The organism is Aminobacter sp. 01T433, assembly GCF_056398585.1.
In genome coordinates, this window is record NZ_JBFTPR010000001.1 from 552546 (window position 1) to 567313 (window position 14768).

Consider the following 14768-nt stretch of genomic DNA (forward strand, 5'->3'; position numbering starts at 1 on the left):
CCGGTCCTCAAGCACGTACGCCCGAAAGCCGGCTACCAGAAAAACCGGTAGTTTCAGCGGTTTCTTTATTCCGTCACGCAGCTAGCTTAGGGTTGCGGATTCAAAGGCATGATTCATCCGCTTTGCAGGAAGGCCCGAGCAGAAATGCAGTCCGTTCATATCGTCAGCGCCTATGACGAAGAGTTGAAATATCTCGCCCGCAAGATCGCGGCCATGGGCGGCCAGGCCGAGCGCATGGTCGACCAGGCCATCGCAGCCCTCGTCAACGCCGACCCTGCGCTTGGCCAGCGTGTGGTCCAGGACGACGTGCTGCTGGACGAAGCCCAGCGCGAGATCGACGACAAGGCGATCCTCATCATCGCAAGGCGCCAGCCTATGGCGACCGACCTGCGCGAGATCATCGGCGCGATCCGCATCTCGGCCGACCTGGAACGCGTTGGCGATCTCGGCAAGAACATCGCCAAGCGCGTGTCGGCGGTGGCCGAAGGACGCCAGCCCAACAGCCTGTTCCGCGGTCTGGAGGCGTTGGCCGAACTGGCGCTGACCCAGCTCAAGGAAGTGCTCGACGTCTATGCCTCGCGCTCGGTCGAGCGCATCGGCTTCGTGCGCGACCGCGACGAGCAGATCGACGCCATGTACACTTCGCTGTTCCGCGAGCTTTTGACCTACATGATGGAAGATCCGCGTAACATCACGCCTTGCACGCATTTGCTTTTCGTCGCCAAGAACATTGAGCGCATCGGCGACCACGCCACCAACATCGCCGAGACGATCTATTACATCGTCACCGGCGAGCAGATGCCGCCCGAACGCCCCAAGGAAGACAAGAGCCATCGCGTGACGCTGTCGGGCGAAGGCAAGCCGGGCTGAGCTAGGCGCAAACAAGCTCTTCTGTGCGGGGTAGCAAAGGTTTAGACTGATGTTCTGATCGGCGGGGCTCATGCCCCGCAGGGGTGCAGCATGACCGAACTTGCCAGGAAGTTCGACAATGGCCCCAAACTGGAAAGCGGCGTTGTCGCTTCCAGCGTTTATCTTGGCGGGCGCCGCATTGCCGATATCGCCATCGAAGAGGCCGGCGACTGGGCGGCCAAGGAAGGCCATGTCGTCTGGATCGGCCTGCTTGAACCCAGCCGCGAGCTGCTTTTGCGGGTCCAGCAGCAGTTCCATCTCCACGACCTCGCCATCGAAGATGCCGAGCATGCCCACCAGCGGCCGAAGGTCGAGCAATATGGCGATGCGCTGTTCATCGTCGCGCGCACGGCCCAGCTGGTACAGGGCAGGGTGGATTTCGGCGAAACCCATATCTTCGTCGGCAAGGGCTATATCGTCAGCGTTCGCCACGGCGTTTCGACGTCCTATGCCGTTGTGCGCCAGCATTGGGAGTCCTGCCCTTCGGCGCTCGCCAAGGGCGAGGACTTCATCCTTTATGCAATTCTCGACTTCATCGTCGACAACTACATGCCGGTGCTCGAGCAGATCGAAGACGAGGTCGACGTCATCGAAGATGGCGTTCTGGCGAGGCCTATGACATCGAAGGACATCGAGCGGCTTTACATGCTGCGCCGTGACCTGCTGCGGCTGCGCAATGCCGCCGGCCCGCTGGTCGAGGTCTGCCGGCGCCTGACCAGTGCTGACCTGCCGCAGTTGCGCCCGGCCATGCACCCGCTGTTTCGCGACGTCACCGACCACATCCGCAACGTGCTGGAAAAGGTCGACAATCTGCGCGAGGTGCTGGCCTTCGCCTTCGAGGCGAGTTTGCTGGTCGGCCAGAGCCAGGAAACAGCGATCGCCAAGAAGCTCGCCTCATGGGCCGCGATACTGGCCGTGCCGACGGCACTTGCCGGCATCTACGGCATGAACTTTGCCGACATGCCGGAGCTGCACTTCGAATACGGTTATCCAACAGTGCTTCTGGCCATCGCGACCATCTGCTCGATCCTCTACTGGCGGTTCAGGAAGAACGGCTGGCTGTGAAGGATGCGAATGGAAAAAGGGCCCCGGATTGCCTTGGCAACCCGGAGCCCAGAGGCCCATCCCATCAGTTGTTCGCTTAGCGCGAGCGGCGGCGCTCGGAAGCCGGCTGGAACGCCAACTTCGAATGATAGCCGCAGTAAGGTCCGCTCTCAGCTGCGTCATTGCCGCAGAAGTTGAAGTCTTCGCTCAGCGGATCGCCATTCGGCCACTTGCAGGTGCGCTCGCTGAGCTGGACCAGCTGCAGTCGGCGCGAGATCGGCACGACGACATTCTCGACCGGGCGGATGTAGTGGCGGGCAACCGGCTCGACCTCGAACTGCGCCTGCAGTGCCGTGGCACCGATGCTTGCGGTCACGGTGCGCGTCGTCACCATTGTGCGCTGCACCGACTTGGTTGCCGTGGTGGCTTGCGTTGTCTTCTTCTGGCGTGCCGGTGCGGCCGTTGCGCGCCCGCGGCTCGACAGCTTCAGGCGGTGAACCTTGCCAATGACGGCATTGCGGCTCACGCCACCCAATTGTGCGGCGATCTGGCTTGCGCTCAGACCTTCCGACCATAGTTTCTTGAGAAGTTCGACCCGCTCGTCAGTCCAGTTCATGAGACCGTGCTCCTGATTTAACGTGCGGAAAGCGGAATCCATTTCCGGCCCGGCAAGCCGGGTGGACACCACATCTATTAGGTGAATATGTCCGCCGCACGAAATCTAGTTATTTCTCAATTACAATTATCGATGCGCGGAGTCCGTGACAAGAGTCGCGGGGGTCTTTGCGATTCGGTTTTTTCGGTTTTCCCCAACTTGCCGATGTAGCGTGACCACATGGCAACGGATGGGTTGGATCACAGCGGCTTATGTGACGTTTTCGTTGACTTCATGGCAGAAAAACCTGATATAGCCGCAGGCCGCCGCTTTGAGGCGGCTTTTTTGATTTTCCGGGTTCGGAGAGACATATAATGAGCGGATCCGCGCTTTACGAGACCTTTGCTCGTGCACCCCTGGCTTTCGAGCGAGGTGAGGGCTCTTGGCTGATCACCGAGAACGGCGAGCGATATCTCGATTTTGCTGGTGGCATCGCCGTTAATTCGTTGGGCCACAGCCATCCGCATCTCGTTGCAGCGCTGACCGAGCAGGCCGCAAAGCTGTGGCACGTCTCCAACCTCTACCAGATCCCCGGCCAGAGCCGGCTTGGCGAGCGCCTGGCCGAGAACTCCTTTGCCGACCGCGTCTTCTTCACCAATTCGGGCGCGGAAGCGATTGAGTGCGCGATCAAGACCGCGCGCCGCTATCAGTATGTGAACGGCCATCCCGAGCGCTACCGCGTCATCACTTTCGAAGGTGCCTTCCACGGCCGCACGCTGGCGACCATCGCGGCTGGCGGCCAGGCGAAGTATCTCGAAGGTTTCGGCCCCAAGGTCGACGGTTTTGACCAGGTCGCCTTCGACGACATCGATGCGGCCGAAAAGCTGATCGGCCCCGAGACTGCGGCGATCATGCTCGAACCCGTGCAGGGCGAGGGCGGCATCCGCCCGTTCCCGACGCAATCGCTGAAGCGCCTGCGCCAGCTGTGCGACAAGCACGGCCTGCTGCTCATTTTCGACGAAGTCCAGTGTGGCATCGGCCGGACCGGCAAGCTCTATGCCTACGAGTGGGCCGGCGTTTCGCCCGACCTGATGGCAATCGCCAAGGGTATCGGCGGCGGTTTCCCGGTCGCGGCCTGCCTTGCCACCGAAGAAGCAGCAAAGGCGATGACCGCAGGCGTCCATGGCACCACCTTTGGCGGCAATCCGCTCGCCATGGCTGTCGGCAACGCCGTTCTTGACGTTGTCCTCGAAGAGGGCTTCCTTGAAGAGGTCAGCCGCAAGGCGCTGCTCATGAAGCAGGGCCTGGCAGCGATTGCCGACGAGTTCCCCGACGTGATCGAGGAGATCCGTGGCACCGGCCTGCTGCTCGGCATCAAATGCACCATGCCCAACACCAAGGTGAACATGGCGCTGCGCGAGCAGAAGCTGCTGGCTGTGCCAGCGGGTGAAAACGTGCTGCGTTTGTTGCCGGCGCTGACGACGACCGACGCCGACATCCAAGAGGCGCTGGCGCGCATTCGTGCCGGAGCTGCCAGCCTCTCCAAGGCCGCCGCCAACGGCGGCTGAACCCAAGGAAGTTACATGACCAGCGGGATTCGCCATTTCACCGACCTCTCGGCACTTTCCGGGAGCGACCTTCGCGGGATTCTGGACGATGCGGCGGTGCGCAAGGCGCGCCTGAAAGCCGGCGAACGATCCAAGCCGCTCGAAGGCAAGGTGCTGGCGATGATCTTCGACAAGCCGTCGACCCGCACGCGCATCTCGTTTGACGTCGGCATGCGCCAGCTTGGCGGCGAAACCATCATGCTGACCGGTACCGAGATGCAGCTCGGTCGCTCGGAGTCGATCGCCGACACCGCCAAGGTGCTGTCGCGTTATGTCGATGCGATCATGATCCGCACCACAGCCCATGACCGGTTGCTCGAGCTGACCGAAAACGCGACGATTCCTGTTATCAACGGCCTGACCGACGACACCCATCCCTGCCAGTTGATGGCCGATATCCTGACCTTGGAGGAACATCGCGGACCGGTGCGCGGCAAGACCATTGCCTGGACCGGCGACGGCAACAACGTGTTGCATTCACTGCTCGAGGCCTCCGCCCGGTTCAGCTTCAACGTCAACATTGCAGTTCCCGAAGGCAGCGAGCCGGAACAGAAATACATCGACTGGTCGCGCGCCAATGGCGGCAAGGTGATGATCACCCGTTCGGCCGAGGATGCGGTGCGCGGCGTTGATGCCATCGTGACCGATTGCTGGGTGTCGATGGGCCAGGAGCACCGTGCTCGCGGCCACAATGTCTTTTTGCCGTACCAGGTCAATGCCGACCTGATGAAGCTCGCCAAGCCCGACGCCTTGTTCATGCACTGCCTGCCGGCCCATCGTGGCGAGGAAGTCACCGACGAGGTTATCGACGGCCCGAATTCGGTGGTCTTCGACGAGGCGGAAAACCGGCTCCACGCGCAAAAGGCCGTGCTTGCCTGGTGCCTGGGCGCTTGAATGCCTGATCTTCCGCCCCTATCTGGTGCGGGATCAAATCAACCTATTGGCGTTAGCGCCTTGTTCTGCGACCATCGGCTTGCCCGAGGGCCGCAGGACCAATCATACGGGATAAGTTCCAGTGGCTGAGACCGAACGCAAGCTCGGCGAATTTGGGTTCGCCGGCGACGACCATGTTGTTCCATTCGCGGTGGAGCCGCTCGACGTGCGCGGGCGCACGGTCCAGCTCGGCCCGCTGCTCGACCAGATTCTTGAACGGCACGACTATCCGGAACCGGTGGCGCGGCTTTTGGCCGAGGCCTGCGTGGTCACCGTTCTGCTTGGCACCTCGCTGAAATTCGACGGCAAGTTCATCCTGCAGACCCGCACCGACGGTCCGGTGGACATGCTGGTCGCCGACTTCACCACGCCGCATTCGCTGCGCGCTTATGCTCGTTTCGACGCCGACCGCGTCGAGGCGGCGATCAGTGCCGGCATGACCTCGCCCGAGGATCTGCTTGGCACGGGTGTCTTGGCGCTGACCGTCGACCAGGGCGAACACACCCAGCGCTATCAGGGTATCGTCGAACTGAACGGCATCACGCTGGAAGAGGCGGCGCGCGCCTATTTCCGTCAGTCGGAGCAGATCCCGACCGATGTGCGGCTATCCGTGGCAAAGCTCGTCCTGCCTGCCGAAGGCGGTCCGCGCGAGCATTGGCGCGCCGGTGGCCTTTTGGCGCAGTTCCTGCCTGAATCACCCGAGCGCCGGCGCGTGGCCGACATTCATGGCGGCGATGGCGACGAGCGCGATGTCACTGGGCATCCCGATGACAATTCATGGCAGGAACTCCTGGCGCTGGTCGCGACCATCGAGCCGACCGAACTGATCGACCCGACCGTTGGCACCGAAAAGTTGCTCTACCGGCTGTTCCACGAACATGGCGTGCGTGTTTACGAAGGCGTGCGCGTGGCCGACCAATGCTCGTGCTCGGGCGACAGGATCAAGGGCATCCTGCAGGGTTTCACTGCCGAAGAGATCACCGAGAGCGTCGAGGACGGCGTCATTCGGGTTGCTTGCGAGTTCTGTTCGAAGTCCTACGAATTCGACCCTGCCGAGTTCGCGCCGGTCCAGTAATCTCGTTTAATTCAGCCTGTGGCGCGCGTTGGGCAGGTCGAGCGAGAAGGCGGGAATGGCGATGTCGAACATCTCGCCCGCCTCGTTGCGCATGGTGTAGCGCCCGACCATGATGCCTGACTGTGTCGAAAGCGGGCAGCCCGACGCATATTGGTAGCTGTCGCCGGGATTGAGTTCGGGCTGGTCGCCGACCACGCCCGGTCCCCGAACCTCCTCGACCCGCCCTGAAGCGTCGGTGATGTGCCAGTAGCGCGACAAGAGCTGAACGAACTCATCCGAGTTGTTCTCGATCGTGACGCGATAGCCCCAGACATAACGGTTTTCCGCAGGCTCGGACCGATCCTCCATGTAGAACGGCTCGACCTCGACGGCGATGTTGCGTGTGACCGCGCGATACATATGCTGCGCTCCTTGGCCTGCACAATGACAGAGTCCGCCGCACGAGGCGGCGGGTCAACTTCGTTTTTCATTTTCACGCCGAATGTGATGAATGCGCAGTGGATTTCACCTCACCGACGCCTCAACGTCACCCGGCCGTCATGCGCCAAGGCCAGTTTCCGCGTCGTCCAACGACAAGGAATCACTGCAATGAAACGCCTCCTCGCCCTCCTTTTCGCCTCGGCCTGCCTTGCTGGCACGGCTGCATATGCTGACGACCTCGCAAGCGGTATCGAAAAGCTGACCAGAGGCACGGAGTGGCAGCTCGTCAAATCCCCGATGCTGGAATTCGACACCTTCCACCCCCAGGGCTTCGCGCGTGTCGGCGATGCGCTGTTCATGTCCTCCGTCGAGATCATCGAGCGGACCAAGAAATTCGAGGCTCCCCAAAATGGGCTTGACCGCGATGAGGGCAAAGGGGCCGGGCATCTGTTCAAGCTTGACGCCAATGGCAAGCTCGTCGGCCAGGTGAAGCTTGGCGATGGAGCCATCTACCACCCGGGCGGTATCGATTATGATGGCCGCTGGCTGTGGGTGCCGGTTGCCGAGTACCGGCCGAACAGCAAGTCGATCATCTACCGCGTCGATCCCGAAACGCTGGAGGCGACCGAGGTCTTTCGTTTCCCCGATCATATCGGCGGCGTTGTCTATGATCCCGGCCAGCGCACGCTGCATGCCGTGAGCTGGGGCTCGCGCCGCTTCTACACCTGGAACGTCAATGAGGACCTGACCGTGCCGGAGTCGGCACTCGATCCGGAAAAGACCCGCACGCTCAATCCGGCGCACTATATCGACTATCAGGATTGCGCGTTGCTCAAGCCCGGTCAGGCGGTCTGCACCGGCCTGACAGAGTATCGCCCGGGCCCTGACGGGCAGGTCTTCCGTCTTGGTGGCATCGAGATCGTGGATCTCAAGCAAGGCCGTCCGTTGTTTCAGGTGCCGGTCCAGATCTGGACGGAAAAGGGCAAGTCCATCACCGGCAATCCCGTCCTCATCGAAAAGACCGAGACCGGCCTGCGCCTGACGGCAGCTCCAGAAGATAACGAGACGAAGCTCTACGTCTACGAAACCAAGCTGCCGTAAAACGGATCGGCATATGAAAATGGCGCTCCGGCTAACCGGAGCGCCATTGTCTTAGCGCGTTGCCTGCAGCGCATCGCCGATGTCGTTGAGCAGGTCGTCGGCGTCTTCGAGGCCGACCGACAGGCGCAGCGTGCCGTCGTCGATACCGAGTTCGGCGCGGGCCTCGTCGGTGAGGCTCTTGTGCGTCGTCGTTGCCGGATGGGTGATCAGGCTCTTAGAGTCGCCGAGATTGTTGGAAATCAGGATGATGTCGAGCGCGTTTTCGAAGGCGAAGGCCGCTTTCTTGCCGCCCTTGAGATCGAAGCACAGCAGCGTCGAACCGCCCTTCATCTGCTTCTTGACGATGTCGGCCTGCGGATGGTCGGCCCGGCCGGGATAGATCAGCCGTGACACTTCCGGCCTGCCGGCCAGGAAATCGGCGATCTTGCCTGCGGTTTCGGTCTGCTGGCGCACGCGTATCGGCAGCGTTTCCAGGCCCTTGAGCAACGTCCAGGCGTTGAACGGCGACAGGCTCGGGCCGGTGTGGCGGAAATAGTCGTGCAGGTTCTCGTCGATCCACTTCTTGTCCGACAAGATGACGCCGCCGAGGCAGCGGCCCTGGCCGTCAATATGCTTGGTCGCGGAGTAAACCACGACATGAGCGCCGAGTTCGAGCGGCTTCTGCTGCATCGGCGTGGCAAAGACATTGTCGACGACCAGGCGCGCGCCGATCGAATTGGCAAGGGCGGCGACAGCGGCGATGTCGACCACTTCGAGCGTCGGGTTGGTCGGGCTTTCCAGGAAAAACAGCTTGGTGTTGGGCTGGACCGCCTTTTCCCAATTCTCGATCAATGTGCCGTCGACCAGCGTTGCCTCGATGCCGTATTTCGGCGCCAAAGTCTCGACGACCCAGCGGCACGAGCCGAACAGCGCGCGCGCGGCAACGATATGGTCGCCGGCCTTGAGCCCACACAGGATCGCGGCCGTGACCGCAGCCATGCCGGAGGCTGTGGCGCGTGCGTCTTCAGCACCTTCGAGCGCGCACATGCGCTTTTCGAACATGTCGACGGTGGGATTGGCGTAGCGCGAATAGATGAAACCCGGGCTTTCGCCCTTGAAGCGGGCTTCAGCACTTTCCGCGCTCTCGTAGACATAGCCCTGGGTGAGGTAGATCGCCTCGGAGGTTTCGCCGAATTCGGAGCGGAGCGTGCCGCCATGGACGAGGGTGGTCTGGGGTTTCCAGTTGCGCTGCTTTTCGGAGGTCATAGCCAAATCCAAATACAAAAAAACCGGTCGCGAAAAGTCGCAACCGGTCCACAACGCGGCCCTTTAGCGACTTGTTTAACGTGGCTGCAAGCCGACCGGCCAAATCACCACGGGATAAATGTCCTTTAGACCCGCAGCCTGCTTGCGTCAATCGCGGGGTCGACTAAACGTTTTGGGCCACGCATATGACCCCGGATACAGGTCCGGGTCCAGCGATCCTGGGCTGTCCGTTCGGGCCGGGCGCTGTAAAGGAGTGAGGCAATTGCGGCAATCGGGCATTCTTCCGGACCAGGACATCGCGGCATTGTTCGCCTCGGGCGCGCTTCTGGCGCCATCGCTCGATGCCGACCAGATCCAGCCGGCGAGCCTCGATCTCAGGCTGGGCGCAACGGCGTTCCGCACCCGCGCCAGTTTCCTGCCTGGTCCCAATTCTCTGGTGTCGGACAAGCTTGACCGGCTCAAGCTGCACGAGATCGACCTGACCAACGGGGCCGTGCTGGAGACAGGCTGCGTCTACATCGTGCCGCTGCTCGAAAGCCTTGCTCTGCCGTCCGATGTTTCGGCCTCCGCAAACCCAAAGAGCTCGACGGGCCGCCTCGACATCTTCACCCGCGTGATGACAGACCGTGGCCAGGAGTTCGACAAGATCCCGGCAGGCTATACCGGGCCGCTTTATCTCGAGGTCAGCCCGCGCACGTTTCCGATCGTCGCCCGCAAGGGCTCGCGCCTGTCGCAGATCCGCTTTCGCAAGGGCAATGCGCTGCTGTCGGAGGCGGAGCTTCACGCGCTGCATCTGTCCGACCGGCTGGTCGCGATCGATCCGCCGAACATCTCGGGCGGCGGTATTGCGCTGTCCATCGATCTGGCCGGCACGCCGGGCAGCATCGTTGGCTATCGCGGCAAGCATCACACCGGGCTTGTCGATGTCGACAAGCGCGCCGCCCAGAACGTCGTCGATTTCTGGGAGCCGATCTACAATCACGGCGCTGACGAACTGGTGCTCGACCCCGACGAATTCTACATTCTCGTCTCGCGTGAGGCGGTGCACGTGCCGCCGCTTTACGCCGCCGAGATGACGCCCTTTGACCCGTTGGTCGGCGAGTTCCGTGTCCATTATGCCGGCTTCTTCGATCCCGGTTTCGGCCATTCGAGCGCCGGCGGGACCGGCAGCCGTGCCGTGCTTGAAGTGCGTAGCCACGAGGTGCCCTTCATCTTGGAACACGGCCAAGTCGTCGGTCGCCTGGTCTATGAACATATGATGGCGCGCCCGCGCGCGCTCTACGGTGCCGATCTCGGCTCCAACTACCAGGCCCAGGGGCTGAAGCTCTCCAAGCATTTCCGCATGACCTAAGGTTAGCCTTTGGTCTGCTTGTCCATTTCCAGCCACTGTGATTGGCTAAGCTAGGGACGCTCGGAAAGAGCGCCCGGTTAAGGGAGACGTTCATGCAGATTTCACGGAAATTCGCCTGCGCAGCTTCGCTGGCAGCGCTATTGTTGACCCTAGGTGCTGCTTCGGCGCAAGAGAAATTGAAGATCGGTACCGAAGGCGCCTATCCGCCCTTCAACAGCATGACAGCGGACGGCAAGCTGGTCGGCTTCGACGTTGATATCGCCACTGCCCTTTGCGCGCAGATGAAGGTCGAGTGCGAGTTCGTAACGCAAGATTGGGACGGCATCATTCCAGCCCTCAAGGGTGGCAAGTTCGACGCCATCGTTGCTTCGATGACCATCACCGACGAGCGCAAGCAGCAGGTCGATTTCACCAACAAATACTACACCACGCCGCTGGCGCTGGTGGCGCTGAAGGATTCGACGCTGACCTCGCCTGAGCCAGACGCGCTCAAGGGCAAGACAGTCGGCGCGCAGGCGTCGACCACGCAAAGCATCTATGCCGAGGACCACTACGCCAAGGCCGGTGCCGATGTGAAGCTGTACCCGACCCAGGATGAGGCGATGGCCGACCTGACCAATGGTCGTCTCGACGCGGTGGTCTCCGACAAGTTCGTGCTCGTCGACTGGATGAAGACGACCGGACAGGATTGCTGCAAGCTGATTGGCGACCTCAAGGGCACCGAGTCATTGACCGGCATTGCCGTGCGCAAGGGCGATCCACTGCGCGAGAAGCTGAACGCGGCAATCGACGCCATCGTCTCGGATGGCACCTACGCCAAGATCAACGCCAAATATTTCGACTTCGACATTTACGGTCCGAAGGACTGATGGCCTGAATACCGGCAGGCCGGGCGTCGATGAAGCCCGGCCTGTTTGCTTGATATCCCCGTGCGGCTACTGGCGAGGGATCGGCTGTCATCAGATACTTATTCAGGCGGCCAATACTGCAAAAATGTTACTGGAACCCACTGGCTGATTGAACTGATCGGGTGCATCATTTGCTTGATCGGAGGTAAGAGCCATGCGTTATGTTTTCATCCCGCTTGTGATCGGCCTGATGATGCCATTGTCCGCTTGCATGTCGAACAATTACGACTATGTCAGCGCCTTTCAGCCAGACTACTACAACGACACAGGGCTAAGGTTCGGCTATGCCGCCGGGCAGAGGCACCTTCGCGATTTCAGCATTCCCCACGACCGGGAACTGCGCCGGTAGCGGGTAGTGGGCGAGCCAGCAACCGATTGAGCAGCAACCGCTACGATTGCGTAAACCCCGCCTGGCCGTTGCAGGTCGGCCAGCGAAGCTGCGCGCTCAGCTTGCGATCAGCCTGATGCCAGTCCGCAATGGTGCCGCGTAAACGAAAAAAGGCCCGCGGTCTGGTGACCGCGGGCCTCTTTATCAAGCTTGGCTCTAATTAGAACGCAGCGTCGAGGCGCAGGAAGCCGTTGATCACGCCGTCGCCGTTGTTGACGCGATTGAAGGTGTCGCCATCATTGTAGTTGAGGGCGAGCTTGGCATCGAGGTTCTCGACGATGTTGTAGTCGACAACCGCACCGATAGCCCAATCGTTGGCACCGCCGACCGAGATCGCGCTCAGGTTGTTGTCGTGCGCATCACCGAAGTACTGACCGCCGAAGCCGACTGCCAGCTTCTGGTTGACCTGGTACTTCAGGTAGCCGCCGACCGACCATGCATAGCCGTTGTAGACGCCATTGACGCCCTCGATCGCATCGCCCGGATTGATGCTGAAGTAGGACGGGCCCGACTCGTAAGCTGCGAGGAGCTGCAGCGTGAGAGCGTCGGTTGCCTTGATGTTGGCGATCGCCTTGAGAGCGAACTCTTCGTAGGCGTTGTCATAGCCGGCGAACAGGGAGACCGAGCCCCAGCCCTGCGTGACAGCGACCTTACCGACGACCAGCGGGACGTAGTCGAAGTTGCTCGACTCTTCTTCCAGGCCGAGCGACACAGCGATGCCGTTGCCGGCGTCGAAGGTGTAGCGGATCTGGTTGACGCGCTCACCGCCGCCCGAATCGAACTCACCGTCGAGTTCGCCATCGAACAGGGTGTCGGTGTGACCGACGAGTACGCCGCCGAGCTCGAAGTAGGCGTGACGGAGAGCCGTGCCGCTTTCGCTCTGGAGGCCATCCCAACGGTTGCCGGTAGCGGTCTCGGTCCAGCCGCGATCATTGCCGGTGCTCGCCTCGAACTCAATGTAACGGCGGAACGTGCCGTATTCGGTTTCCGAACGCGCGTCGAACTGCAGGCGGGCCTTGGCATCCTTGCGGAAGCCGTCGTCAAGATCGGTGAAGCCGATCTCGTAACGAACGAGGCCGCCGACCTTGAGGCAGGTCTCGGTGCCGGGGATGTAGTAGAAGCCCGCGCCGTAAACGTCGCAGATGCGGACGTATTCCATGGGTTCCGGTTCAGCGACGACGACTGCGTCGGCCGCACGAGCACCAGAGACAGCGACCAGAGCCGCAGCGGAGCCGAGAAGAAGGCCCTTAATGTTCATTTCAATACCTCAGTTGATGCACAGCCATTGGAAGCCATGCAGATTTTCACCATCAGAAATCTGATGTCAGAAAAAAATGCATCTAGATGAATCTCTTTCTGCGTCGTCACTGGCCCATGAGATGCAGGGGATCAACCAACAAAGGCGTATGAGGCAGCCGCATGGCGCCTGTTGGCTGGGCTGCGTGCCATAAATGTCACAAATTGGCAGTTCGGCCCTCTAGATTTAGCAAAATCTAAAAAAGCAGAGCTAAATTGCTGTTTAGGAATAACTTTTTTGTGAACTGGACTCGGCGGCTCAAAGGTGGTTTGGTCGCGTCGACCGTTATTCGGTCTGACCTCCAGTCATGTTGCTCTCAATGTGCGTCTATTAATTGTCAGATGTGCGTTGAGAGTTGCATGAAATTGCTGGCATAGGGATTTGCCCGCGATTTTCCGGCATGGTTCTCAATCCAGGCAGAATTGACATGCGTGTTCGATCAGGGAGCGGCTTTTGAGCCAGCGCGCCTTGCGTGAAACGCGGTCACGCGTGGTGCTTTACGTGGCGCGCAATTGTGTTTGCGGTCGCGCTGCCGTCATGTGAGACCGAACCACGGTCCTGCAGGCATGAGGGGCGGCGCTGGGCCGCATGGCAATGAATGGACCTTCCCGACCGTGGCAACGTCCTTGCGCCACCAGTGGGAGTGCGTCTGCGCAGTTTATATGGCTAAGGCCGTGTCGGTTTGCTCGTCCGAGCGATCCGGCTGGAATTGGTCCAGTCAGTGCTTGCCAAGGATAGCCTTGAGATTGACGCTGCCGTCGGCGGCGCCAAAGCGCATTGATTTGCGCGCTCTATCGACGGCGGCCGTGACCACCTGGAGAGCCTCTTCCTTCTTGCCCTCGAAAATCAGTTGGTTGAGAGCCGAGGTGTAATCCACGCTGGAGATGTTGCCCGTTACCCCCTGGTAGGCCGACAGGGCAAGCGCAAGCCTGGAAGTTGCACGTTCGAGCTGTGCCGCCAGAACCAGGTTGCCGTAGATCAGAGCCAGCAGTGTGCCGTGCTCCATATGCAGACGCCGGATCGTGTGAAGCTCACCCGCTTCTTTTTCCGCCCGAACATGCAGCGCCAGTTTTTCCCGTTGCTCTGCGGTAATGTTGTCCGGCTGGTCGGCGAGTTTGCCGACAATAAAGGCGCACATTCCCGACACCACTTCACAGAGCTCAAGGGCATCGCGGGGGGACGGCAAGGCAACATAAGCGCCTCGATTGAGCGGCAGCGAAACGACACCTTCCTGCTCCATGATCACCAGCACCTTGCGGATGACGGTGCGGCTGACGCCGTAGATTTCGCTCAAGGCGATTTCTTCAAGCTTGACGCCTGGAGCCAGCGATTGGCTAATCACCGCATTCCATATGTCATTGTAGATGTTGGCTTCCACGCCGACCAAGGGCGCGACGATCAGCGACAGTGCGTCCTGATCGCTCATGGCAGGGGACAGATAGCGTGCGGGCATATGTGGACCTCCCTTAGCATCAAAGGGGATCCCTCCGCCTTTGATGCTCTACTCCCTTGCCGCTCGGAGTTTCTCTCCATAGGGCATTACCACCTGCTAACGCGCAGAACTTGCGGCAACCTTGCACAACAAGGCGCACAACCTGCCGTACATCGCTCTTCTTATGCAAGAAAATCAATCATGTATGGCGTACAATCGTCAACGGCTTCGACAACGCTGCGTGACGATGGCGAGCTTCAAGCGCTCGGAGGGGCCGGTCTCGACCATCGCGACGATCTGGCGCTTAAGCTGAAGGGCGAGAAGTGTGGCTGCAATCATCTTGTCGTGAAAATCAGCTGCAAAGCCTTGCGGCGCAAGCTGGAGCGGGTAGCGGGAATCGAACCCGCGCGTTCAGCTTGGGAAGCTGACAGGCTACCATTACATCATACCCGCGCGGGCACTT

The 14768-nt window shown here is 60.8% G+C and carries 14 protein-coding genes, 1 tRNA gene and 1 riboswitch; of the genes, 9 read left to right on the forward strand and 6 right to left on the reverse strand.

Translation table 11 applies throughout. The features are described from left to right. Positions 1–144: 144 nt before the first annotated feature. Entirely contained in the window at positions 145–870 is a 726-nt protein-coding gene (phoU, locus tag AC1DLV_RS02785; RefSeq protein WP_476799598.1) for a phosphate signaling complex protein PhoU, read from the forward strand. Between the two features lie 90 nt (positions 871–960). Continuing rightward, on the forward strand, positions 961–1974 hold the full coding sequence (locus AC1DLV_RS02790; RefSeq protein ID WP_476799597.1) for a magnesium and cobalt transport protein CorA: 1014 nt from the start codon (positions 961–963) through the stop codon (positions 1972–1974). A 76-nt stretch (positions 1975–2050) separates the two neighbouring features. Here the strand turns inward: AC1DLV_RS02790 and AC1DLV_RS02795 are convergent, their stop codons facing one another. Beyond that, positions 2051–2569, reverse strand: a complete 519-nt coding sequence (locus AC1DLV_RS02795) for a GcrA family cell cycle regulator (protein ID WP_476783003.1) — start codon at positions 2567–2569, stop codon at positions 2051–2053. 353 nt (positions 2570–2922) lie between these two features. Here AC1DLV_RS02795 and AC1DLV_RS02800 point away from each other — a divergent pair, with 353 nt between their 5' ends. The 3 genes from AC1DLV_RS02800 to AC1DLV_RS02810 all read left to right on the forward strand — a co-directional run bounded on the left by AC1DLV_RS02800 (position 2923) and on the right by AC1DLV_RS02810 (position 6163). After that, on the forward strand, positions 2923–4116 hold the full coding sequence (locus AC1DLV_RS02800; RefSeq protein ID WP_476799596.1) for an acetylornithine transaminase: 1194 nt from the start codon (positions 2923–2925) through the stop codon (positions 4114–4116). A 15-nt stretch (positions 4117–4131) separates the two neighbouring features. After that, positions 4132–5049 carry an ornithine carbamoyltransferase gene (argF, locus tag AC1DLV_RS02805; protein WP_476799595.1) on the forward strand — a complete coding sequence of 306 codons (918 nt, stop codon included), beginning with the start codon at positions 4132–4134 and terminating at the stop codon, positions 5047–5049. Positions 5050–5170: 121 nt separating this feature from the next. Beyond that, positions 5171–6163, forward strand: a complete 993-nt coding sequence (locus tag AC1DLV_RS02810) for an Hsp33 family molecular chaperone (protein ID WP_476836114.1) — start codon at positions 5171–5173, stop codon at positions 6161–6163. 6 nt (positions 6164–6169) lie between these two features. Here the strand turns inward: AC1DLV_RS02810 and apaG are convergent, their stop codons facing one another. Continuing rightward, positions 6170–6562 (reverse strand): Co2+/Mg2+ efflux protein ApaG, encoded by a 393-nt coding sequence (gene apaG, locus AC1DLV_RS02815; RefSeq protein WP_476785027.1) that lies wholly within the window; start codon positions 6560–6562, stop codon positions 6170–6172. Between the two features lie 189 nt (positions 6563–6751). Between apaG and AC1DLV_RS02820 the strand changes: the two genes are divergently transcribed. Next, positions 6752–7684 carry a DUF6454 family protein gene (locus tag AC1DLV_RS02820; RefSeq protein WP_476799593.1) on the forward strand — a complete coding sequence of 311 codons (933 nt, stop codon included), beginning with the start codon at positions 6752–6754 and terminating at the stop codon, positions 7682–7684. Between the two features lie 51 nt (positions 7685–7735). Here the strand turns inward: AC1DLV_RS02820 and AC1DLV_RS02825 are convergent, their stop codons facing one another. Further along, positions 7736–8929, reverse strand: a complete 1194-nt coding sequence (locus tag AC1DLV_RS02825; protein WP_476799592.1) for an O-succinylhomoserine sulfhydrylase — start codon at positions 8927–8929, stop codon at positions 7736–7738. 43 nt (positions 8930–8972) lie between these two features. Next, a riboswitch (SAM riboswitch) is annotated at positions 8973–9050 on the reverse strand. Between the two features lie 141 nt (positions 9051–9191). Between AC1DLV_RS02825 and AC1DLV_RS02830 the strand changes: the two genes are divergently transcribed. The 3 genes from AC1DLV_RS02830 to AC1DLV_RS02840 all read left to right on the forward strand — a co-directional run bounded on the left by AC1DLV_RS02830 (position 9192) and on the right by AC1DLV_RS02840 (position 11537). After that, positions 9192–10280, forward strand: a complete 1089-nt coding sequence (locus tag AC1DLV_RS02830; RefSeq protein ID WP_476799591.1) for a 2'-deoxycytidine 5'-triphosphate deaminase — start codon at positions 9192–9194, stop codon at positions 10278–10280. A gap of 92 nt (positions 10281–10372) precedes the next feature. Then, positions 10373–11149 carry an ABC transporter substrate-binding protein gene (locus AC1DLV_RS02835; RefSeq protein WP_476799590.1) on the forward strand — a complete coding sequence of 259 codons (777 nt, stop codon included), beginning with the start codon at positions 10373–10375 and terminating at the stop codon, positions 11147–11149. A 193-nt stretch (positions 11150–11342) separates the two neighbouring features. After that, positions 11343–11537 carry a hypothetical protein gene (locus AC1DLV_RS02840; RefSeq protein ID WP_476799589.1) on the forward strand — a complete coding sequence of 65 codons (195 nt, stop codon included), beginning with the start codon at positions 11343–11345 and terminating at the stop codon, positions 11535–11537. Positions 11538–11736: 199 nt separating this feature from the next. On the opposite strand, the gene AC1DLV_RS02845 is transcribed toward AC1DLV_RS02840, so the two are convergent. From AC1DLV_RS02845 to AC1DLV_RS02855, 3 genes are all read right to left on the reverse strand, one after another. Then, a complete protein-coding gene (locus tag AC1DLV_RS02845) occupies positions 11737–12834 on the reverse strand; it encodes a porin (protein WP_476799588.1) in 1098 nt (365 codons plus the stop codon). A gap of 757 nt (positions 12835–13591) precedes the next feature. Further along, positions 13592–14326, reverse strand: a complete 735-nt coding sequence (locus AC1DLV_RS02850; RefSeq protein ID WP_476799587.1) for a GntR family transcriptional regulator — start codon at positions 14324–14326, stop codon at positions 13592–13594. 358 nt (positions 14327–14684) lie between these two features. Further along, positions 14685–14758 (reverse strand) — tRNA-Gly (locus tag AC1DLV_RS02855). Between the last annotated feature and the right edge of the window lie 10 nt (positions 14759–14768).

Bases quoted from the DNA above. Each gene is read 5' to 3' on its own strand.
- phoU (WP_476799598.1), top strand. From the start codon at position 145: ATGCAGTCCGTTCATATCGTCAGCGCCTATGACGAAGAGTTGAAATAT.
- AC1DLV_RS02790 (WP_476799597.1), top strand. From the start codon at position 961: ATGACCGAACTTGCCAGGAAGTTCGACAATGGCCCCAAACTGGAAAGC.
- AC1DLV_RS02795 (WP_476783003.1), bottom strand. From the start codon at position 2,569: ATGAACTGGACTGACGAGCGGGTCGAACTTCTCAAGAAACTATGGTCG.
- AC1DLV_RS02800 (WP_476799596.1), top strand. From the start codon at position 2,923: ATGAGCGGATCCGCGCTTTACGAGACCTTTGCTCGTGCACCCCTGGCT.
- argF (WP_476799595.1), top strand. From the start codon at position 4,132: ATGACCAGCGGGATTCGCCATTTCACCGACCTCTCGGCACTTTCCGGG.
- apaG (WP_476785027.1), bottom strand. From the start codon at position 6,562: ATGTATCGCGCGGTCACACGCAACATCGCCGTCGAGGTCGAGCCGTTC.
- AC1DLV_RS02820 (WP_476799593.1), top strand. From the start codon at position 6,752: ATGAAACGCCTCCTCGCCCTCCTTTTCGCCTCGGCCTGCCTTGCTGGC.
- AC1DLV_RS02825 (WP_476799592.1), bottom strand. From the start codon at position 8,929: ATGACCTCCGAAAAGCAGCGCAACTGGAAACCCCAGACCACCCTCGTC.
- AC1DLV_RS02835 (WP_476799590.1), top strand. From the start codon at position 10,373: ATGCAGATTTCACGGAAATTCGCCTGCGCAGCTTCGCTGGCAGCGCTA.
- AC1DLV_RS02840 (WP_476799589.1), top strand. From the start codon at position 11,343: ATGCGTTATGTTTTCATCCCGCTTGTGATCGGCCTGATGATGCCATTG.
- AC1DLV_RS02845 (WP_476799588.1), bottom strand. From the start codon at position 12,834: ATGAACATTAAGGGCCTTCTTCTCGGCTCCGCTGCGGCTCTGGTCGCT.
- AC1DLV_RS02850 (WP_476799587.1), bottom strand. From the start codon at position 14,326: ATGCCCGCACGCTATCTGTCCCCTGCCATGAGCGATCAGGACGCACTG.